Raw genomic sequence first — 20,968 nt, 5'->3', positions numbered from 1 at the left:
GTGCAGATCACCCCGGTCGAGGCCGAAGCTCCACTGCACACGCTCGCCGGAGACGCCCCCGTCACTCACCAGGTCAGCGTTTACCTCGAGGTGGAGGGTGCCGCGCACTACCTGCCCGCCTACGCCGGCAACCTCGACATCATGACCTCGGCAGCGCTGCAGGTAGCCGAACGCATCGCCGCATCCACCCGGGAGAGTGTGTAATGACGACCACCGAGATCTTTCTGCAGGACGTCACCCTGCGCGATGGCATGCACGCCCTGCGGCACCGCATCGATCCTGACACGGTCGCACGGATTGCTGCGGCACTCGATGCCGCCGGTGTGGACGCGATCGAGGTCGCACACGGCGATGGTCTGCATGGCGGAAGCCTCAACTACGGCCCGGGTAGCCACACCGACTGGGAGTGGATCGAAGCTGCCGCGGGCGCCCTGCAATTCGCCCGGCTGACGACGTTGCTGCTGCCCGGCATCGGCACCATCGAAGACCTGCGTCGTGCGTTCGACCTCGGCGTGCGCTCGGTCCGGGTGGCTACACACTGCACCGAGGCCGACATCGCCGCCCAGCACATCTCCTCTGCGCGCGAACTCGGTATGGATGTGTCCGGGTTCTTGATGATGAGCCACATGAACAGCCCCGAAGGGCTGGCTGGCCAGGCAAAACTCATGGAATCCTATGGCGCGCACTGCGTCTACGTCACCGACTCCGGTGGGCGACTCACCATGGACGGTGTCCGTGAACGCGTCCGCGCCTATCGGGAAGTGCTCGAACCGGGCACCGAGATCGGTATCCACGCCCACCAGAACCTCTCTCTGGCCGTAGCGAACAGTGTCGTCGCGGTGGAGGAGGGGGTGACTCGCGTAGACGCGTCGCTGGCCGGACTCGGTGCCGGTGCCGGCAACACTCCGCTCGAAGCATTCGTGGCGGTAGCCGACCTGAGCGGCTGGGATCACGGTGCGAACCTCGATCAACTGACCGACGCGGCCGACGACTTGGTGCGTCCATTGATGGACCGGCCCGTCCAGGTAGACCGTGAGACGTTGACCCTCGGCTACGCAGGCGTCTACTCGAGCTTCCTGCGACACGCCGAGAACGCTTCAGCCACCTACGGCGTCGACGTGCGCACTCTGCTCACTGCCGCCGGCCGCCGTGGTCTGGTGGGTGGACAGGAAGACATGATCGCCGACATTGCACTCGACCTGGTCAGCGATCACTGAGGCTTCCGGCCTGCGCGGGCCGGAAGGTGACGCGGTCCCAGCTTTTGTCACAGGAGGCTGGGACCGCCGTCCCCACAATCCAGAGGTTGGTGGGCAGTGATGGCCGGGGCCAGGCGATACGCGGGCAGGACCGTCGCGGCGCGCAAAGCGGAAAGACGGCAGCAGTTTCTGGACGCGGCGGCCCGGATCTGTGCCGAGCGTGGCAACATGGCCTGCTCGCTGGCCGAGATCTGTACATCCGCCGGCTTGTCGAAGCGGCAGTTCTATGAGGAGTTCGAAACCCGCGACGACGTGCTCATCGCGACCTATGTCCAGGTCCAGCACGACGCTGCGGCCGCGGTCGCACTTGCGCTGGCAAGCATGGCGACTGTGCCGGCCGACCCCGCTGCAGTCATGCGTACTGGCCTGACCGCCTACCTTGTTTCGATCGGCAGCGTGCCGAATCGGGCCAAGTTCGCCCTTGCCGAGGTAATCGGCGTCCATGAGCACACCGAAAAGCAGTGCAGGGAGCTCGGCGGAAACTGGGCAGCGCATATCCAGAGAAAGCTCGAGACGATCGGGATAGGGCTGGATGGCGACCGCGCCCTGCACACCGTCCCGCTGCTCGCCGCTACGGTCAACGCCATCGCACGCGAATCGATGTTGCGTGAGACCAAGCCACCGCTGTCGGATCTGATCGATCTGCTGACCGACGTGGTGATGCCGCTGGTTACGCGAAGGGTTTCGGCAGATTGCGAGGTAGGGGATTTGTAGCCAGCCGCTCCGCCGCTTCGCTCGACATGCCGAGCATGCGCAAGACCCGCCCGGTCACCTGGTCGGTCAGCGCGCCGGCATCAGCGTTGGGCGTGCGGTCGAGTAGCTGCAGCAGGCCGAGTAGTGCGCCACCTGCTGTCATCATGGCCATTTCGACATCCATCAGATCGAACCTCCCAGCTTCCTGCGCGGCGGCGATGTCGCGGCGAGCTCGGGGAGCGAGGCCTTCGTCGCGGACGAGGATCGATGTTCCCGAATGCAGGATTACTCGTACACCTTCGGGGAAGTCGCGCTGCATCCGGCCGGTCATCCGGAAACTCACTGCGAACACCTCTGCGGGGTCGTCGTATTCTGCGACAACCATGTCACGAAGGCTGCCGTAGGTATTCAAGACGGCTCTGACGGCCTCCTCGAACAGCTCGTCCTTCGAGGAGAAGTGGTTGTAGAACGACCCGAATCCGACGTCGGCGGCATCGGTGATCTCCTGAATGCTCACCGCGGTTCTACCGTCGGCCAGGAACGCCGTCGCCGCGGACAGAAGTGCATTTCGCGTGCGTTCCCGGCGCCTGTCGACCCGATTCAGCGAAGCGGGTTCGGCTGTCATCGGCCCTCCCCTCCTCGATGAAGCATGAATCGCTACTGACTAAACTATCAGAATTGGGTCGAAATGGAATCCCCTGCAGGTCAGAACAAGTTCGGGCGCCTCGTCGAGTCTCGTTCGCCGACCACGGTGGTGGTGGATGTAGATGTTCAACGGCTAGGTCCTCGACTGTCCTCGGCGCTGTGACAACAGCCCGACTCTAGGAGGGTCGGGCGACAGACCGGACCGGCATACGCTCGGGTGAACGGCCACGGCGGGCCAGCACATGCTCGCTCTGTGCGAGTGCATGGCCCAGACTCCGCGCGCCGCGAGCTTCTGATGTTGTGCCTGAGTCAGTCGAGGCTTTCAGGGCTGCCGCCCACGGCGCCGGTTCGCCTTCGTTGATCCGGATGAAGCGCACACCCCAGTCGGCGAGGTTGGACAGTGCGGCAGCGACTGGGTTCCATGTTCGTCGGTTCTATGGCCCACCGACTCGTCGCCTCCGGATCGACGGTTGAACGTCCCTGGTGACGGTCTGACAGCCAACGTGGGCGGTGCCAACCCTTCTGGTTGCGGGGTCGGTCAGTAGGGCGGTCTCGGTAGACGTGTCGAATCCGCCGAACGTAGAACGTAGCTGCCACTGCCGATGATGTCGTGGTGCTGTTTGTCGGCCGGACAGACGCCCGATGCCGCCGGCGAGAACCCGTCGTAGAACAAGCCCGAGCACTTACGGCACCAGCGCCACTTGGCCTGCCCTCCTGGCCCGTCGCGATTGCCTTCGTCTTCCAGTCGGTAATGGCCGGAGCCGAAATTCACATGCTGAGAGACGATGTCCGGTGACGGGCAGACTCCAGCGAACTGGCCGGGAGTAGTTTCGAACCAGAGTCCTTGGCATCGACGGCACCAGCGCCACCCGGACTGGCCCTGTCCACCATCGGGGTCTTCCTTCAGGATGTAGTCGCCGGTTCCGTCGTCATGGTGGCCACCGTCGAAGATGTCACCGGCCGGGCAGCCTCCGCGGGTGCCGTTGCCCGTGTACCAGAGACCACTGCAACGCGAGCACCGCTTCCACAGGCGCTGCGTAGCAGAAGCCGGCGCGGCGTTCTCTACCATCAAAGGCAGAGTTAGAGCGGCTATTCCGACACCCGCTGCGACACGCAGCAGTGCGCGCCGCGAGGGAAACATTTCGTCGTTAGTGGACATCGGATCCACCTTTCTCCTTCGAGTAGTGGGGTCACAGCGTTCGGCTCCGGACAAGTTCGACAGGCGGCATCGGCGTAAGGGCTGGCTACCGCCGGGAAGGCGGGCGGCCTGGCCATCAGGCGGCCGGGCCGGCCGCCCGGCGGACGCTATTGGTCGTTGGGTCCGTCGTTACGCCAGATCTGCAGAGTCCATCGCCACTGACCGCTGTTGTCGCCGAGGTTGTCGTCGTTGATTCCGTAGCCGAGGCGAACTGGGATGGTCGGGGCTTCGAAGCAGTTCACCGCAGCGAGTTCGCTGAGCAGATGCGGGTTGTACGGGTTGGGATCGGATCCGGAAGCGACCCAGCCTCCGGGGTTGTTGTTGAGTCGGAAGACGTTGGCGTATTTGGGCCAGCCGGGGAATGGGTAGCCCTCTGGCGCCTGCTCGGCCTTTCCGTCCATGTTGTAGTTCTCGGTGATCCAACCTTGGACGTTGACCAGTGAAGTCCATTCCACTTTCACGTGGAGGGCGTTGCCCGGTGAGATCCCGTTGTGAGGGTCGGGCCCCGGTGGGAAGTTCGCGTGCCCGCCGCCGGTCTGGGTGATGGTGAACTGCTCGTCGGGTCCGGCGCCGGACAGGCACTTCTGCATGCCGGTCAAGTCGTCCGCGTGTGCGGGGGCGGCGGTGAGGATCATGGCACCCGCGCAGGCCACGGACAGGGCCAGCGCGACGATCCTGGAACCCGGGCCAGGACGGCGTTGCAGGGCGAGGCGGTTCATGTTTGCTCCAATTATGTTCTAGGAAGGAAGGTTTCAACTTCTTCTGTGGACGTTTCCAGTGTGGGATGGCCGAGCTGGGGCTGCCTCCGAGAGATCCTGGCGCCGGCACGTGGCTGTCCAGGAGACGGTTGTGCGGAAACCTTGGTTGCGCTGGCTGGCCGTCGCTGGATTTGATCAATTGGACGCAGCGAGTGAAGGGGGAAACCGTGGCCCACGATGCCGGTGTCGGGCGGGTGCCGGTGCGCGAGCGGCGTTGGCTCGCCGCCGGTTTGGGGGTCGCCGCCGCTTGCGTGCCCGCTGTGTGGGCGACGGTGGTGTCGTGGTCGGTGATGGCGCCGACCTGGTGGGAGGAACTCCCGCCTCGGCTGGTCGGTGTCGTGGTGCTGGTCACGGGTCTGATGGTGTGGATTCGCCTGCCTTCGCCCCGGACCGGCCAATTGATCGTGCTCGGGGGTGGGTTGTATTACCTGCAGTTCTTCCGTGCGGCCGAAGGCGTGCTGTTCGCGCTCGGTTTCTGCCTGGCGTATCTGTGGACCGCGGTTGCGGCGCATGTCCTGCTCGTCTGGCCGAGCGGCCGATTCGGGAGCACCGTCGATCGCGGTTTCATCGTGTGCTGCTACTGCGCGGCGGTCGGGACGCAGGTGATCCGGTACATCCTCGACGATCCACAGGGTCCGTGGGCGCTACACCTGCCACAGCCAGGCAGTGTGTGGGGGACGATCGGAAGCACTTGTGCCGCAGTGATGTTCGTAGTCTCGGTCGGATTGGCAGTGCGGCGTTGGCTGTCCAGCCCGGTGCGTCGTCTGCCATCGGGTCCGGTCTGGGCGGGCATTGCGATCGCTGCGTCGGTCAAGTTCGCCGAGGCGGCGGCCAGCTTGGTCCCGACTCCGTTCGCGCTGCGTCTGGCGCTGGGATGGCTGTTCACCGTCGCGACGATGGTGTTGATGCCGGCGCTGTACCTGATCGGCTGGCTGTATCGGCGGTTCGGCCACCGTCGCGTGGTGGATCTGCTGTTGTCCCTGCAGGACAATGTTGCAGCCCTCACTGATCCGGCCTCGTTGCAGCAGACTCTCAGACGGACCCTCGGTGATCCGACCCTTGTCGTGGCTTACCGCCATGACAGTGAGGGATATGTCGATGTGCACGGCCTGCCGACCGAGATAGACCAAGCCGGCCCGGGTCGGGCTGTCACCGAAGTGCGTCGTAGCGGCGCGGTGATCGGGGTGATCGAACACGACGAGGTGCTGAGCCAACATGGGGAGGTGATCGACGCGGCAGTTGCCGCAGCTGGTCTGGCGATCGAGAACACCCGTCTTTACGCCACTCTGCACGCGCAACTGGAGCAGATCCGTGCCTCCAGGTTACGTCTGACCCAGACCGCGTTCGAGGAGCGCCAGCGTATCCAACGCGATCTCCACGACGGCGCCCAGCAGAGGTTCTTCGTCGTCCTCATGCTCCTCGACCGTGCGCAGCGGATGCTGGCGGAAGACCCGAACCTTACCGGCGAGCTCTCGGTAACTGTGCGCGGTGCGCATGGCGAACTCACTACAGCGCTGCGTAGTCTGCGCGAGCTCATCCAAGGCATCTACCCGACCGTGCTGGCCGACCACGGGTTGGCAGCCGCGATCGCCAACCTTGTCGACCAGGCACCGATACCTGTCGACTTCACCGTGACCTCCACCCGCTGGGCCCGGCACATCGAGATGACGGCGTACTTCGTCATCAGCGAAGCCCTGGCCAACGTGTACAAACACGCGGCCGCGACCCATGTCCGGCTCGAGGTCGGAGTCCGCGACCAGCTGCTGATCACGACAATCATCGATAACGGCCGCGGCGGCGCCCGCCACACCGAGGGACTGGGGTTGGCGAGCCTGCAGAACCGGATCGATGCCGTCGGGGGGACCCTTTCTGTCCGGAGCAGGCCAGGCCAAGGAACCACCGTCATCGCGGCCATCCCACATCCGCACCCGAACACCACAACGGAGCTGTCATGAGAGTCGTCATCGTCGAAAACCAAGGCTTCTATCTGGATTTGCTGACCGACGCCCTGCGAGGCCGCGGCATCGAAGTGGCCGGGCGGGCCGCCAACCGCTCCGAAGCTCTGCGGGTCATCGACGAGACCGCACCGGATCTCGCCGTATGCGATATCCGGCTCACCGACGCCAGCGACGACGAGGGCCTCCGCGTCGCTGAATTGGTTCGTGCCCAGTACCCCGACGTCGCGCTGCTGGCCCTCTCGGCCCACTTGGAACCCGCCTACGCCGAGCGACTACTGATCATGGATACCGTCCCCCGCGCCGTCGGCTACCTCGGCAAAGAACGTCTGGGCGATCTCGATGAACTGGTCCAAGCCTTCCACCGCATCACACGCGGCGAGGTCGTCATCGACCCGTACATCATCAGCCAGCTCATGGCCCGCCGCCGCACCGACAACCCGCTCGACCGGCTCACACACGCCGAACGACGTGTCCTGGCTCTTGCCGCGGAGGGCTACTCCAATCTCGGCATCGCCCAGAAACTCAACTCCAAGATCAGTACCGTCGAACACCATCTTTCCGCGATCACCGACAAACTCGGCCTCGCTCAGGCCGACGAACCATCCCGGCGGCAGGTCAACGTCCGCGTCCTGGCCACCCTGGCATACCTACGCGGCAATCACGGATAAACGTCGAGATTGTCTGGTCGGCGTCCTACAGCCCCGATCGAAGTCGGGTCGGGCGTTGGTGCGCGCGTTCGTCGACCGTGCCCGGACCGCCGGGGCTGGTGAGGTGGCGGTGGTGCTCGACACCGACCCGCAAGGGCGGTGGGGCCGTCGGCGGTTCTTCGAGGCGCTCGGCGTCACCGCCGAGCCCGGCAGCGCCCTGCACTTCCGCCTCGTGCTGTGAGACGGTCCGGGGCTGCCAGGCCCTGACGGGGACGGCCCGGCCGACCGGGGCGTGCATCCCGCCAGAAGCTCGCCACCGCGCGATATCGACGCCTGCCCTGACAGGTGTCGCAGGCGACGAACGCCTCCATCAAATGAGTGTTGCATTCGTTGTGGTCGCCGATCATCAGGCCGGTGAGCCGCGGAGGGCCTTTTGCACACCTTTGCGCAGGTGTGGGATGGTGGTGGGTGAAAGGACGGACGTGACTGCGACGACGCATTCGACCACCGTCGGCCTCGGGCCGCGTGCGCTGGCCAACCGACGACGCATCGTCGCTGTGGCCGGGGACGAGTTGCTGCGAAATCCCCTGGCGAGTATGGAAGACATCGCTGTTGCCGCGGGGATGGTCCGCCGCACCCTCTACGGTCATTTCCCCACCAGGGAAGCGCTGATCGACGGCATGCTCGACGAGGCCTTCGAGCAGGTCGGTCGCGCACTCGACGGTATCGACACCGCGCAACCGCCCGCCCGGGCGACCGCGGATATGGCGGTCGCGCTGTGGGCTGTCGGCGACGAGTTCCAGCTGCTGCTGCGCCTGGACGAAGCCGGGTCGCGGGCCCGGATGGCCGACCGGCTCGCGCCCGTCCGCGCCCAGCTGATCACGTTGATAGCGGCTGGTCAAGCCGACGGAACCTTCGCTGGCCACCTTCCGCCCACAGCGTTGGCCGGGGTACTCACGGCACTGGTGCTCGAGCTGCTGAATGCGCACAGCGATGGTGAGTGGGTCGGTGCCGAAGCCGCGCGCGACGCTGCCCTGGCTTGCCTGATCGCGGTCGGCGTCGACCGTTCGGGTGCCGCGGAGATCGCCCGGTCCGCCGCGGAGGCCGCGCAGCACTGATCGCAGGTGCGCTCGTCGGGCGATCGCTCACCGAAACATGCTGTTCCCGAATGGATCCAAGGTGTGCTCTCCGGCACGAACCCTGGACGGCTGTGAGTCCCTTCACGAGTTCTTGCACATTGGTGTGCAATGGACGTAGTTTCACAGCTACGTGCAATTGCACGATGGTGTGAAAATGTCGAAGGAGCGGGATATGACCAGCCAGGTGGCAACTGTGCGCATGGCGTACGCGACCAAGACCTCCACCGGGGGCGCCCCCGTCGATGTGTCCTCGTGGACGCTGCGCGGTGTGGGCGCGATCCGTGTCCTGTACGGCCTCGTCCCGTTCGCCACGCTGATCCTTGGGACCGATGTCGGCATCGGAATGGCCGTCCCTGTCTTCGTCGTGGTCGGCCTGGTGTCCGTCTTGCTCGGCCTGGCCACCGTTGCGCTGACTCCTCGGCTGCTGGGCCGCGACGACGTCGTCCTGGCCGCCGTCGGCGTCGACGCGATCCTCGTGGTCCTCGGCGTGGCCGCGCTCATGGTGGGCTGGGATCAGTTCACGGTCGCCGCCGCCGCGGTCGTCCTCGGCGGGGTGGTGATCGGGGCGTTGTCCGCGGCGGTCGTCGCGATCGTCACGGCGGTGCGCGAAGCCTGATCCGCGGACACGGTGCGAAGTGCCCGAGCGGCGCCCCGGAATTCCGGAGGCGCCGTTCGTGATTGGATGCGGTGCGGGGATTTCAGGGCAGAGTGGTTCCTTGCCAGTGCAGGGTTTCGAGGGCGACGGTGATCTGAACGCTGGATCATCCGAGGGGCGGGTAGGGGTTGCGGGCGCGAGCGAGCCTGCGGAGCAAGGTATTTCGTTGGATGTAGAGCCGATCGAGCTGGCTGGTCGAGCCATCGCCTTCGCGTACTGGCAACCACAGCACGTCACCATCCGCGAGATCGTTCTCGCCGCCACCGTCAGGAACCTTGAAGGCCCATCCGCAGGCCGACGATATCGGTATTCGCGGCATGGCAGGGCATCGGTGATGCCAGGAGGCGTAGAGCACTGCGGGATCACCAGCTCGGCGGGCTGCTGTCTCGACGGCGAATGCGGTGGCTGTGACGTGACGGACGGCACCGACGACTTGTTTGTTCGAGAAGCCGATCCCATTGCCCAGGTTGTATATTCGGTGCTCGCCTGGCGGATGGCATCGAGCGCTAGCAGATGTTCATGCGCTAGGTCGGTTGCGTCACCAGCTACGTGGGTAGTCATCCACCAAGGGCAACGAAATCGCGCAGCGGATCACCGCGATCGAGAAATCCCTGGCAGAGATCACCCGACGCCAGGACAACATCCTCGAGGTGGCGCACTTCGAGCCGGGTGGAGTCGCACAGTGCCCAGACCCCGGCCTTGCTCGCGGTGTAGGGGCCTGGACGGGTGAGTGGATGAAGGCTGCCATGGACGAGATCGCCAGCAGGTACCCGCATGCTCCTGCACGAAGGGCAGACCGGCGCGAAATGTACGCCAGACACGTCGACGGCCCGTCCCCGGGCGACGGTGTCACCACCGAGAGCGGCTGTCTGCCGGTGCGTGGCGTCGCCGTCGAGATCGAGCAGGGCGAGGTTGGCGCCGCGAGCACGCAGCGATGTGCCGACGGCGGCGCCGAGCCCGCCGGTGGAGCCGGTGATGGCGACGGTGCGCCCGGCGAGTTCGTATCGGGGCATGGCAGGTCCTCGGATCGGTGGGCCGGGCTGGGTCCAGGCGTCGAGTTGGCGAAGCAGCGTCTGCATGCGGTGGTGCCGGTCGAGAACGGTGTCGGTGACGATGTTGACGATTCCGCGAGCGGCGGAGACGGGAATCCATCGACGGGGGCAGATGATTCGAGTGCGTCGGGCCGCTAGCATCACGAGCGTGGGCGACCGGGACCGGCCGAGCGAGCGGGTTGTCGAGCAGCGACTGCGAAATCGCGCGATAGAGGCACTGGAGACACTCGTCGAGGGGGACGAGGGTGTTCGTATGTGGGGGTACGGGGAATACATCAACGAGTTCTTCGACACAATTGACGACGGCGGAGCGTGGCTATGGCGCGAATGGTCGACGTTCACACCGGCAGAGGTGACCGCGCTCGACAAGGTGCAGCGAGCACTCCTTGATGCCTGTGCCGCGACACCTCGGATTTCCTCCGATGAGGAGTTCGTCGCTTCGGGGTGGCCTGGGCGTATCAAGCCGGTCGCGGCCGCGGCGCTCGAACTGATGCAGTCGAGAGGTCGTTTTCGAGAGGATCGCGAGGAAGATGTGCCGTCGCGTACGAGCTGAACTCACACCACCGATCGCACGGGAATCGGCATGAGCGTGCATCGGCAGGCCGCCAGTCCAGGGGCGCGCTCAACCGCGCGACATGCGGCATGACAGTGCGTTGAGAACGCACCCGCTGCAACGGCGAAGCGGCCAAGGCGCTGCCTGTGCCTGGGCAACCCTTCAGAGTGTGGGTGAGTCGCTCCCATACGTCTCAATCACCATGTACGTAAAGTGATCTGGACGCTCGTTGGTTGTCAATCCGACCTTTCCATGGAGGCCACGCGATGTCAGAAAACGAAGCTCAGCAGATCACACCCAACCAGGCAGCCACGCTGTCACTGGCGTACACCCAAGATCAGCCCGCTATCGCATTCGCTGAAGGATCGGCGATCCCTACAACCCTTCCGGTCGTGGATGGTGACGGTCGAGTGGTGGCCGTCTACCGAGCCGAGGCGCTTCCCCCGTCGCAGGCGCAGTCGCGGTCGTTCACCACCGCAGACCACGCCCTCATCTATGAACCGGAGCACGGGCTGTTCGATGTCAGCTACGCAGCCGCTTGGACGCTCGGCCGATAGCCGTCATCGAGGAAGCGGCGGTGACCGGTTTCGATCGGTCCCGCTGCGTCCGCGTGCAGTCCTCGGGGTGTCAGTTAGCATCGTTCCAAGGATGATCAGACATCCTGCATTCGCCATGAGGGTGCGTTCGGCCGACCACAGCCCGGCCGGTCGGAGCCGCCCCGTAAGCGGCATGTGCGGAAGTAGCGACGGCCCCGAGATACCCCGGGGCCGTTAATCTTCAGCTAACGCATCCCACGCTATTCGCCGCCGGCGGGTCGAGGTGAGTGGTGATGAGGCCGACCATCAGGTCGACGGTGAAGTCGAATTCGCGGTCGCGATCGAAGCGGGCGAGATGGGGTGCGGCCTGGGCGACTTGCGGGAGGCCGGAGGCTTCCAGGGTGTGTTGGCGGTCGGCGATTTCTTCGGGGTCGGTTGTTCCGAAGGTGGGGCCTGCGGAGACCTCGCGCAGGAGGGTGCCGATCATCGTGGCCAAGAGGGAGCGCATGAGGTGGACTGCTTGTTCAGTGCTGCAGCCGGTTCGGCGGAGCACGGTGAGAATGCTCTCGGCGGGGGTCAGGCCGGCGGTCGAGGACAGTTGGCGGGTGAGGACGAGGGTTGCGGCGCGGGGGTGGGCGAGGGTGACGCGGCGGAATTCCTGAGCCCAGGCGCGTAAGTCGCCTTCGATGGAGTCGGTGGGCGTGGGCGGGTGCAGTTGTTCGAGTAGGTACTCGGCGACGGCATCGAGGAGGTCGTCCTTGTCGTCGACGTAGTGGTAGAGGCTCTTGGCGTCGACGCCGAGGACGCGGCTGACCGAACGCATGGTCACGGCCTCGATGCCCTCGACGTCGATGACGCCGAGGGCGGCATCCCGGATTGCCACCCGGGACAGCTGCGCTTGTTCCTTCCGGGGACGGCCTCGTCGGGGTGCGCTCGATGCTCGCTTGTCCGCTGTCACGCCGGTCATGATTCCACTCTTGCATATTTCCACGGCGTGGGTTTAATCTGGCATTAATTCCACGCCGTGGGATTAATGATGTGAGGTGATACCGATGCGAATGCCGTGGCGACAGGGTGACGTGCTGGACCTGGCGAGCATCGGCTCGCGGGTCGACAGCCTCACCGACCTCTCGAGGATCGATGGCGGCCCAGGGGCGCGGCTGACCGCTGTCCGGACCCAGGCGCAGGACTTCCGCCGGGAATTCATCGAAACCGGTACCCCCGACAGCGTGACCACCTGTGACCTGGTGACCCTGCCGTATCCGACCCGGTTCGGCCTGTTCCGCGCCTCCCGGGCGATCGCGCCGTTCCTGGCGATCACCAACCGCCTGCTGGTCATCCGGTGGCACGAGAGCGACGGAACTCCCCGGGTATTGCTGTTCGAGCCCAGCGATGTCGAACTCAGCCGCTACACACCGTATTTCGACAAGCTCGCCGCTCGCACGCCCGATGTCGTGCTGAAGCGGATGGTGACCGAGCACGCGACCGTGCTCACGCACCTGGCGCGCCTGCGCATCGACCCGTCCGAGGTCGACTACCTGATGTTCGACCATCTGCACACCCAGGACCTGCGCCGCTGGATCGGCGCGACAGCGCCCCAGCCCGATCTCGGAGAGCAGCCGAAGCCGCTGTTCCCGCGGGCGAAGGTCATCGTGCAACGCGACGAACTCGCCGCGATGGCCGACCTGCATCCGTTGCAGCGGCCGTGGTACCAGCCCGGCACCTACCGCGACGTGCCCCCGGAAGCGTTCCTGCCCATCGATGGATCGGTCGTCCTCGGTCCGGGCGTCGCGGTGGTGAAGACGCCGGGACACGTCTTCGGCAATCAGAGCCTGGTCCTCAACACCGCCACCGGCGTGTGGGTGAGCAGCGAGAACGTCATCGCCGCCGAATGCCTGACACCGGAGCATTCCCGGATGCCGGGATTGGCTCGCTGGGCGCGCGAGTGGGACCAGGAGGTTGTGCTCAACGCCAACACCATCGAAACCACTGTCGACCAGTACAACTCGATCGTGCTGGAGAAGACGCTGGCCGACCGAAGCCAGCGCGATTCCCGCTTCCTGCAGTTCTTCCCGTCGAGCGAGCTCACCGCGTCGTGGACCAATCCCGGTACGTCGCCGACGTTCACCCACGACGCCATCACTCATCACTGACCCCTAGGAGACCTCATGACCGATCGATTCGCCGTACCGCCCGTCGAGGTGCTGCGGTCCAGGGAGAAGCTGGTCCTCGATCACTTCCACGACGAGGTGGCGCAAGAGTGGGATGCGGTGCTGTCCACGTTTCCGCACCCGCACTACGAGATCATCCCCACCCTCACGGTGCACGACGGTGATTCCGAGGTGCGTGGCTACTACCACGACACCCGGGTCGCCTTCCCCGATCAGGATCACGAGATCATCGCCCTGCGGCACAGTGCTGACGCGGTGATCGTCGAATTCTGGCTTCTCGGAACCCATCTGGGTCCGTTCGGCGGGGTGCCGCCCACCGGCTCACGGCACCGCACGCGGGTGACGGCCTACTTCGTCTTCGACGAGGACGAGAACCTGGTCATCGAGCGGATCTACTTCGACACGCTGTCGATGCTCAAGCAACTCATCGGCGGAGTGAATCTGCGCGACCCCCGCAACTGGCCGCTGGCCGTCCGCGCCGTGCGCGGGCTGCTCGCGCTGTCCAGTCATCCGAACTCGCTGCTGGTCGATACCCCGCGCGCCGACCTGTCGGCCTGACTCCACACATCGTGCTGTGAAAGGACACTCACCCATGCGTGCACTCATCGGCGGCACCGGTCGGCACTGGCATCTGCGTGACATCGAAGCCCCGCACCAACTCGGTGCGATCCGCCTCCAGGTCATGGCCGCCGGGCTGAATCGCGCCGACCTCTACGCCCTCGACGGCAGCTACACCGCCAACTCCCAGCAGGCCGGCGAGTTCACCGCGGGCATGGAGGTGGCGGGCGTCGTGGAAACGTCCAGTCCGCTGGCACCGCACCTCATGGCCGGGACACGGGTCATGGGCATCACGGTCGGTGGTTTCGCCGACTACGCGCTGTGTGATCCACGGTTGCTCGTGCCCATCCCGGACGGTCTGAGCTTCGAGGAGGCCGCGACCCTGCCGGTCGGGTTGATCACCGAACACGATGCCCTGGTCAGCCAGGCGGGTTTCGTCGCGGGCAACAGCGTGCTGATCGTCGGCGGCACCAGCTCGATCGGCCTGGTGGGCATCCAGCTCGCCAAGGCACTCGGTGCAAGCGTTGTCATCGCCACGACCACCAGTGACGGCAAGCGGGACGCACTCACCGCCGCGGGTGCCGACGTCACCGTCGACACCACCACCCAGGACCTCGCGGAGGCGGTGGCGGCGGCCACGAACGGCAGCGGTGTCGATATCGCCCTCGACCATGTCGGTGGAGAACTCTTCGCGCAGTTGCCGGCGGCAACCGCGATCGGCGGCACTATCGTCAGCATCGGCAGACTCGCCGGTGCCGCGACCACCCTCGACCTCGACACCATCGCCTTCCGCCGCCAGCGTCTTCTCGGCACCACATTCAGTATTCGCACCCGTGCCGAGCTGGCCGAAGTGGTTGCCGCGCTGACCCCGCAGGCCCTTCCCGCCGTCGCCGCGGGCAGGATCAGTCCGCGCGTGGACAGCGTGTTCGCGCCCGAACAAGCCGAACACGCGGCCGAGCGGCTCCGCGGGAATGGGGCGGTCGGCAAGATCGTGTTGTCCTTCGCCGACGCACACAGCGGGCCCGCTCCGTCAGCGTCGCCGCGCGCCAACATGTTTGGCACCATCCGCCAGATCGGTTATGTCGTGCGAGATATCGAGTCTTCCATGCGCGGATTCATCGATAGCGGCATAGGTCCCTGGTTCTACCTGACGGGACTGAGGCCAGGGAATTTCATCTATCGCGGCGAGCCGTCGGGCATGGTGATGGATGTCGCGGTCGCCAACAGCGGCGATATCCAGATCGAGCTCATTCAGCCCGTGAACCAGGAACCGTCGATGTACAAGGACTTCCTCGACGCAGGCCATGAGGGCATGCAGCACATCGCCTACTGGGCCGAGAACTATCAGGATCTCTACGACGGGGCACTGGCTGCCGGGTTCACCGTCGGACAGGAAGGCGAAATCGGCGGCCCGACAGGACGATTCGCCTACCTCGAAACCGAACACCACCCCGGTACCGTCATCGAGATCTCCGACCTGAGCGGGACGAAGAAGTTCGTCTTCGACCTCATCAGGCTCGCGGCAGCGAACTGGGACGGTACCCACCCGATCCAGGTCGTCGACCCTGCCCTGCTCAGCGGCGATCCCGCGGCGATGGACGAGATGAAGACAGCGCTGGGCGGATGAAGGTCCATCACCTCAACTGCGGCACCATGCACCCGATCGCCACACCCGGCGGACTGATCTGCCACGTCCTGCTGGTGGAAACACCACGAGGACTCGTCCTCGTCGACGCGGGCTTGGGTCTGCGTGATTCCCGTTCTCCCGGCGAAAGGTTCGGGCCCGCCCGCTTCTATGTCCGGCCCGTATTCGATCCTGCCGAGGCCGCAATCACGCAGATCCAGCGGCTCGGCTTCGATCCCCACGACGTGCGCCATATCGTGCTCACCCATTTCGACGCCGACCACGCCGGCGGCCTGGCCGACTTTCCCTGGGCTCAGGTGCACCTCACCGCGGCGGAGTCCTTCGCCGCCCGGCATCCCCGCACGCTGGTCGAACGCGGGCGTTACCTACCTGCGCAGCGATCCCACAACCCGATCCTCGTCGAACACACGCCGGACGCGGGGGAGGCCTGGCGCGGGTTCGCCGGCGCCGAAGAGCTCACCGACATCTCGACCGGCATCGTGCTGATCACTCTGCCCGGCCACAGCCGCGGCCATGCGGCGGTGGCGGTCGATGCCGGTGATCGGTGGATTCTGCACGTCGGCGACTCCTTTTACCACCACGGTCAGCTCGACGGAACCCGCTCAACGCCGCGGGCGATCACGGCGATGGAACGAGTCATCGCCTATGACTGGAAACGGGTCGTGGCCAATCATGAACGCCTTTCCGAGCTGTGGAACGCCGCCGACCCCGACCTGCTGCTGGTCAATGCGCACGACCCGTATCTGCTCCACAAGGCGCTCGGACCGGCTTGACCCTGTCGGCCTACCGGATCACACTCGTCGGCCGAACCCTAGCCACCACCCGCGACACAGCACGCCGAACACTGACGGCCCCGTCAACGCGCGCTAGCCGCCCAGCTGGACGGGCGGAATCGGCGCGTCAATGGCAACGTGCCGGTTCCGTTCCCATCTTCTCTTCGATGTGCCCCCGGCAGGACACGCACAACATGGACAACGGGGAAAGCCTGGTCATCGTGGGAACGTACCTGGTCTGAGTGGCATTCGGGCGTAGCGGAGAACAGGGCTGTCAGCGGATCAGTCGGGCACGTTCAGCATGGGGCAGGGGGCTCGATACTCGATGGTCGGCGACACCCACTCGTCCCATTCGGCTCGGGTCATGTTGGCGATGAGTTTGTCGCAGAGTTCCTCGCCCCACCTGTCGGGGCCGGGCCACAGCATCCATCCGTCGTCCGCTCCGCGGGACACGATGTGGCTGCCGTCGGCGGTGAAAGCCAGACCTAGTACGGCACCTGTGTGGCCGGTCATCGGGTTACCGACCGGCCGACCGGTTTGAACTTCGCGCAGCTGCAGTTCCGATGTCTTGATGTTGGCGGCAACGGCGTAGGTGCCGTCGGGACTGAAAGCGACGGCACCGCCATGGCTACCGCCCTCGGTGTCGATCCACGGTTCGTCGATCGGCTGCCCGGTGGCCGCATCGTGCAGGCGCAGCGACTTGGTCGTGCTGACCAGTATGCGTTGGCCGTCCGGGCTGATGGCGGCGCCGGCGATCGGGGCTTCGTCGTCCTGTTCCACGAGGTCGGCGAGAAGGCCACCCCGGCTGATGATGGGTGGTCCGGCAGGCTCCCCGGTGTCGGTGTTCCAAACGCGGACAGCGGAGGGCGTCATTTCAAGTGGGTTGGCGAAGACGTTGCCGGTCTCCTCCACCCTGTTGGTGTCGCCGGAGGCGAAATGCGTTGGCGCCACGGTGATCAGCCGGTGCCCGTCGGCGCTGAATCCGACGGTGGAGACGAAGTCTTCATCGCCGCCCAGCGCGGTGCCCCGGGCCGGGCTCGTCGAGATATCCCAGAGCCAGGGGTAGGAGTCGAGGAAGAGGGAAGCGAGACGACGCCCGTCCGGGCTGAAGGACAATCCCAGGATCGTCTTGGTAGGACCGGTCAGGGGCGGGCCGTCGGGCTCACCCGTGTGCGCATCCCAGATGTGGACCGTATTGGCGATGCCGTCGGCGGAGGCGATGGCCTGTCCATCCGGTCGCCAGGCCAGTGCGGATACCCGCCCGACGTGGCCGGTCGAAATCGTACGTATGAGCTCGCCGGTGTCGATCCGCCACAACGCGATGTCGGATTGGTTGTTCGCGTCACGTGTCGCGGCGGTGCGCCCGTCAGGACTGACCGCAGTCGGCGCGGACCCGACAAAGGCGAGGCCTGGGAGTTGTGTCCCGATCCATTGATCGGGATCGGCTGCCCACACGTGGATCGTATTGTCGCCGCCGCTGATGATCCGGGTGCCATCGCCGCTGTAGGCCACGGCGGTGACGGCCTCGGTGTGACCGCTCGAGGGTGGCCCGACCGCCGTCCCGGTGTCGGCGTCGCGCACGCGGATCTTGCCGTCGGAGGCCCCGATGGCGACACGGCGCCCATCCGGGCTGAACGCCAAGTCGTAGGGCCCATAACCGAATTCGGTCAGCCCGTCAACGATCGGCCTGCCCGAGTCGGCGTCGGTGATGCGCAGCTGCGACCCGTCCGAGGGCGTGCGGGTGTCGTCGTCGGCCGACGTCGAATCCGTAGGGTCGCTGCCGACCCGATAACTGATCGAGGCGATGCGCCGGCCGTCAGGGCTGAAGTCCACATCGGTGACCGAGCCCTTATGCGAGGGCAGTGGCGGACCCGCCGGCTGGTGGCTGTCGACATGCCACAGCCGCGTCACTCCATCCAGTCCGCCCGTGGCCAGCCGGGACCCGTCCGGGCTGAATGCGACCGCTGATACCACACCGTCGTGTCCGCGGATCGGCTCGCCCATCTGCGCACCCGTTGTCACCTTCCACAGCCGGGCCGTGCCATCACGGTTCCCCGTGGCGAGCAGGGCACCATCGGGGCTGAACTCCATACTTGTGACGTCGTCGAATTGACCGGTTAGCACGTGCACGGCCGCGCCGGTATTCGCGTCCCAAATGCGCACGGACTTGTCCTCTGCGGCCGAAGCGATCCAGCGCCCATCTCTGGTGTACTCGATGCCCCAAGCCTTTTCCGAGTGCCCGGCCAGCGGATCTCCGACGGGCTCACCGGATTCGAGATCCCACCTGCGGATCAGGCCGTCATCGTCGGCCGAAAGAACGTGGCGGCCATCGGGACTGATCGCGATGCCGTTGACATCCGATGGCGCCGTGATCACCCGCTCCAAACGCCGCGTATCGATCAGCGTGTTCAGTAGGGCATCCGGATCCGATCCGGGCGCCAAGGTCTCGGCTGCGAGCATTTGCTGTATCGCGCGCCGGTCACCGCCCAACCGGGCACCGCCGAGCATCGCGCGTGACTGCCCGACGAGCTTGGCCGCGATCGCCTCCTGGGCTTGTCGGCGGGCCTGCTGCTCGGCGGAACGTGCTCGGTTGAGGCTGATGACGGCGACGGCCGCAACCAGGACAATCACGGCGAGCAGCGCCGCCAGCACCTGTGAACGCCGCCGCAGCGTGCGTGCGTGCGCTTGCGCCTCCAGTTTGTCCGCTTCCAGTTTGCGATTCGTGCGACGACGCGACGCGAGCAGGAACTCGCCGGCGGGGTCGAGGCGGGCCCCGAATCCCCGCTGTGCACTCAATGTTTCGGCCCGGGCCAGCCGCACACCGTCGAGCAGCCAGTCATCGTGGCGGCCGCTTCGCTCCCACGCGACGACAGCCCGCTCGACCGCGTCGGCGTCGCGCAGGTCCGACGCTTCGGCCCGTAACCAGCCCGCCAGCTCGTCCCACTGGTGCAGCAGACTCTCCAAGGCCGCCTCGACGACGATCCGGCCGTCGCGTTCACCCTTGACCAGCAGCCGCCGACCGACGAAAGCGTTCAACAGCGCGTGACTGTGCTCGGGCAGGTCGGCCCAGCGCGCGATGCGGCGCATCGGTTGATCGGTGTCCGAATTCACCGTCGCCAGCCAAGGGATAAAGGCGTCATGCAATCGATCGAGCTGCTCGGAGCGCTTCGCCGGATCCGCCGCCAGCAGGTTGTCGATTTCGTTCTGCACTACTCGGCGCATGCCGCCCATCGCCTCGTAGCGGTCGACGGTGACGGCGTCCTCGCTGCCGGCATAGTCCTCATAGAGCCGCGACAGGGTCAATGCCAAGAGCGGCAACGTGTCGGCGCCGCCGGACGCATCCTGGGCGAGTCGGTCGACGAGCTCCGGGGTCAGTTCGAACCTGGATCCCGACTCCGCTGCACGTCGGGCGGGCCCGTAGATGACCTCGGTGAACTGAGCCTGCGGCATCGCCTTCAATCGGTCGAACAGGTGACTCTGCACGGCCGACAACTGCGGCGCGGTCTGCAGCGGCTCATACCGATCCGAGCGGATCGTGGCGACCACGATCATGTCCAGCCCGGTCGAATCGTCGTCGCTCAACAGCCGCCCGAGCAGCTCCAGGAACTCTGGCCCCTCTTCCCCCGCGTCGGCACCGAACAATTCCTCGGCCTGGTCGAGCGGCAGCACCAGTGTCGGCGGCGTCGCCGATGTCGGCGCATCCAGCAATCGGTTACGCGCGGCCACGGCCGCCTCGGCCAGCCATGCCCGTACCGTGCCGTCGTCGGAGATCGCGTTCTTGATTTCCCCCAAGTTCGGCTCGATCAGACCGACCTCCTTGCGGAGGTCATGGATCGAGCGGGCCAGACCGGTCTCGCCGGTCAGCGTATGACGTTGCGGGCGTACCACAGGCATCGTCAAGAACCGTCGGTCGTCGCGGTGCACGCGGGGCAACATGCCGGCACGCAGAAACGACGACTTCCCGACCCCCGACGGCCCGAGGATGACGAACATCCGCTCGCGGCCAGCGACACGCATCTCACGAAGTTCGTCCAGCGCACGCACGATCTGCGCGTCCCGTCCGAAATAGACTGCGGCATCGACCGATTCGAGCGGCTGCCAACCCCGATACGGTGAGCGGTCCGGGTCGTCGGGCGGCGGCCACGCGAAGCTGTCGGCGCCGATCCCCACCTCCCGCAGCCCCGCCAGCAGCCGATGCAACCCGTCGACCTGCAGCCGCACCGGCTGCTCGTCACCGTCGACAACGACCTCTGCCGCAGGGCCGTCCCCGAACAGGTCGCAGCTCTGCCACGCGCGGGTCACGTCCTTTTCGTGGAACGCTTCGATCCGTGCACAGAAGATCGGTTTGCGCATGCCCTCAGCCTGGCGATATTCGGCGTGGCACTCCGCAGAGGTCGCCCAACTGCTCGACAGCAGGCAGATAACCGCCTCGCAGCGCGCGTTCACCTGCCACAGTGCTTCCGTCCACAGCATCCCCGTACGGATACCGGTCTCGGGGTCCAGATCGAGGTAGATCTCGCCGGCCAACCCCGGCTCGGCCTGCTCGAGCCAGCGCTTCACTGCGATCGCGTGACGATTGTCCCGCCTCGAATGACTCAGGAAGACGCGCGACATCTGATCACACAGCCCGGGAACAGAGTGCGGTGCTGAGCCGCGATGAGCCCACGAGCCACATCGTCAACCCCGCGGTCGCGTCTGGCTTTCCGACGCGCCATTGGTGCGACCATGTTG

At 65.9% G+C, this 20,968-nt stretch carries 19 protein-coding genes and 1 pseudogene; 14 read left to right on the top strand and 6 right to left on the bottom strand.

Annotation, left to right across the window (positions count from 1 at the left end):
• The 3 genes and pseudogenes from ACFWF2_RS28475 to ACFWF2_RS28465 all read left to right on the top strand — a co-directional run.
• A pseudogene (locus ACFWF2_RS28475) lies at positions 1 to 204 on the top strand (acetaldehyde dehydrogenase); the annotation flags it as partial.
• Entirely contained in the window at positions 204 to 1,217 is a 1,014-nt protein-coding gene (gene dmpG / locus ACFWF2_RS28470; RefSeq protein ID WP_379310532.1) for a 4-hydroxy-2-oxovalerate aldolase, read from the top strand. The pseudogene ACFWF2_RS28475 and the gene dmpG, both read left to right, overlap by 1 nt.
• A gap of 99 nt (positions 1,218 to 1,316) precedes the next feature.
• Positions 1,317 to 1,970: a TetR/AcrR family transcriptional regulator gene (locus ACFWF2_RS28465; RefSeq protein ID WP_379310533.1), complete on the top strand. Its 654-nt coding sequence runs from the start codon at positions 1,317 to 1,319 to the stop codon at positions 1,968 to 1,970.
• Here ACFWF2_RS28465 and ACFWF2_RS28460 read toward each other — a convergent pair.
• The 3 genes from ACFWF2_RS28460 to ACFWF2_RS28450 all read right to left on the bottom strand — a co-directional run bounded on the left by ACFWF2_RS28460 (position 1,927) and on the right by ACFWF2_RS28450 (position 4,511).
• Positions 1,927 to 2,574: a TetR/AcrR family transcriptional regulator gene (locus tag ACFWF2_RS28460; RefSeq protein ID WP_379310530.1), complete on the bottom strand. Its 648-nt coding sequence runs from the start codon at positions 2,572 to 2,574 to the stop codon at positions 1,927 to 1,929. The two genes, ACFWF2_RS28465 and ACFWF2_RS28460, sit on opposite strands and share 44 nt — an antisense overlap.
• Positions 2,575 to 3,132: 558 nt before the next feature.
• A complete protein-coding gene (locus ACFWF2_RS28455; protein WP_379310529.1) occupies positions 3,133 to 3,753 on the bottom strand; it encodes a hypothetical protein in 621 nt (206 codons plus the stop codon).
• 146 nt (positions 3,754 to 3,899) lie between these two features.
• A complete protein-coding gene (locus tag ACFWF2_RS28450; RefSeq protein ID WP_379310528.1) occupies positions 3,900 to 4,511 on the bottom strand; it encodes a hypothetical protein in 612 nt (203 codons plus the stop codon).
• Positions 4,512 to 4,576: 65 nt separating this feature from the next.
• On the opposite strand from ACFWF2_RS28450, the gene ACFWF2_RS28445 reads away from it, so the two are divergent.
• The 5 genes from ACFWF2_RS28445 to ACFWF2_RS28425 all read left to right on the top strand — a co-directional run bounded on the left by ACFWF2_RS28445 (position 4,577) and on the right by ACFWF2_RS28425 (position 8,910).
• On the top strand, positions 4,577 to 6,505 hold the full coding sequence (locus ACFWF2_RS28445; protein WP_379310527.1) for a sensor histidine kinase: 1,929 nt from the start codon (positions 4,577 to 4,579) through the stop codon (positions 6,503 to 6,505).
• Positions 6,502 to 7,176 (top strand): DNA-binding response regulator, encoded by a 675-nt coding sequence (locus tag ACFWF2_RS28440; RefSeq protein WP_379310526.1) that lies wholly within the window; start codon positions 6,502 to 6,504, stop codon positions 7,174 to 7,176. The genes ACFWF2_RS28445 and ACFWF2_RS28440 overlap by 4 nt, the downstream gene beginning before the upstream one ends.
• A 55-nt stretch (positions 7,177 to 7,231) precedes the next feature.
• Positions 7,232 to 7,396 (top strand): hypothetical protein, encoded by a 165-nt coding sequence (locus ACFWF2_RS28435; RefSeq protein ID WP_379310525.1) that lies wholly within the window; start codon positions 7,232 to 7,234, stop codon positions 7,394 to 7,396.
• A gap of 241 nt (positions 7,397 to 7,637) precedes the next feature.
• Entirely contained in the window at positions 7,638 to 8,273 is a 636-nt protein-coding gene (locus ACFWF2_RS28430) for a TetR/AcrR family transcriptional regulator (protein WP_379310523.1), read from the top strand.
• 193 nt (positions 8,274 to 8,466) lie between these two features.
• Entirely contained in the window at positions 8,467 to 8,910 is a 444-nt protein-coding gene (locus ACFWF2_RS28425; RefSeq protein ID WP_379310522.1) for a hypothetical protein, read from the top strand.
• A gap of 596 nt (positions 8,911 to 9,506) precedes the next feature.
• Here the strand turns inward: ACFWF2_RS28425 and ACFWF2_RS28420 are convergent.
• Positions 9,507 to 9,962 (bottom strand): hypothetical protein, encoded by a 456-nt coding sequence (locus tag ACFWF2_RS28420; RefSeq protein WP_379310521.1) that lies wholly within the window; start codon positions 9,960 to 9,962, stop codon positions 9,507 to 9,509.
• A gap of 187 nt (positions 9,963 to 10,149) precedes the next feature.
• Between ACFWF2_RS28420 and ACFWF2_RS28415 the strand changes: the two genes are divergently transcribed.
• Entirely contained in the window at positions 10,150 to 10,554 is a 405-nt protein-coding gene (locus ACFWF2_RS28415; protein ID WP_379310520.1) for a hypothetical protein, read from the top strand.
• Between the two features lie 266 nt (positions 10,555 to 10,820).
• Complete coding sequence (locus ACFWF2_RS28410; RefSeq protein ID WP_379310519.1) at positions 10,821 to 11,111, top strand: hypothetical protein; 291 nt, start codon at positions 10,821 to 10,823, stop codon at positions 11,109 to 11,111.
• A 220-nt stretch (positions 11,112 to 11,331) separates the two neighbouring features.
• Here ACFWF2_RS28410 and ACFWF2_RS28405 read toward each other — a convergent pair whose 3' ends face one another.
• The gene (locus tag ACFWF2_RS28405) at positions 11,332 to 11,973 is read right to left on the bottom strand and encodes a TetR/AcrR family transcriptional regulator (protein ID WP_379310518.1); all 642 of its coding nucleotides are present in this window, start codon (positions 11,971 to 11,973) and stop codon (positions 11,332 to 11,334) included.
• Between the two features lie 169 nt (positions 11,974 to 12,142).
• Here ACFWF2_RS28405 and ACFWF2_RS28400 point away from each other — a divergent pair, with 169 nt between their 5' ends.
• Genes ACFWF2_RS28400 through ACFWF2_RS28385 form a run of 4 tightly spaced genes read left to right on the top strand, consistent with a single transcriptional unit; the run spans position 12,143 to position 16,237 of the window.
• Positions 12,143 to 13,243 carry a hypothetical protein gene (locus ACFWF2_RS28400; RefSeq protein ID WP_379310517.1) on the top strand — a complete coding sequence of 367 codons (1,101 nt, stop codon included), beginning with the start codon at positions 12,143 to 12,145 and terminating at the stop codon, positions 13,241 to 13,243.
• 15 nt (positions 13,244 to 13,258) lie between these two features.
• Positions 13,259 to 13,819 (top strand): ester cyclase, encoded by a 561-nt coding sequence (locus tag ACFWF2_RS28395; protein WP_379310516.1) that lies wholly within the window; start codon positions 13,259 to 13,261, stop codon positions 13,817 to 13,819.
• Between the two features lie 34 nt (positions 13,820 to 13,853).
• Positions 13,854 to 15,446, top strand: a complete 1,593-nt coding sequence (locus tag ACFWF2_RS28390) for a zinc-binding dehydrogenase (protein ID WP_379310515.1) — start codon at positions 13,854 to 13,856, stop codon at positions 15,444 to 15,446.
• Positions 15,443 to 16,237: an MBL fold metallo-hydrolase gene (locus ACFWF2_RS28385; RefSeq protein ID WP_379310514.1), complete on the top strand. Its 795-nt coding sequence runs from the start codon at positions 15,443 to 15,445 to the stop codon at positions 16,235 to 16,237. Before ACFWF2_RS28390 ends, ACFWF2_RS28385 begins: the two co-directional genes overlap by 4 nt.
• Positions 16,238 to 16,519: 282 nt before the next feature.
• On the opposite strand, the gene ACFWF2_RS28380 is transcribed toward ACFWF2_RS28385, so the two are convergent.
• On the bottom strand, positions 16,520 to 20,851 hold the full coding sequence (locus ACFWF2_RS28380) for a TIR domain-containing protein (protein WP_379310513.1): 4,332 nt from the start codon (positions 20,849 to 20,851) through the stop codon (positions 16,520 to 16,522).
• Between the last annotated feature and the right edge of the window lie 117 nt (positions 20,852 to 20,968).

It is taken from the genome of Nocardia sp. NPDC060259 (genome assembly GCF_042728775.1).
Lineage (GTDB): Bacteria > Actinomycetota > Actinomycetes > Mycobacteriales > Mycobacteriaceae > Nocardia.
Note: the sequence above shows the minus strand (reverse complement) of the source record. Positions and strands in the feature narration are given on the sequence as shown.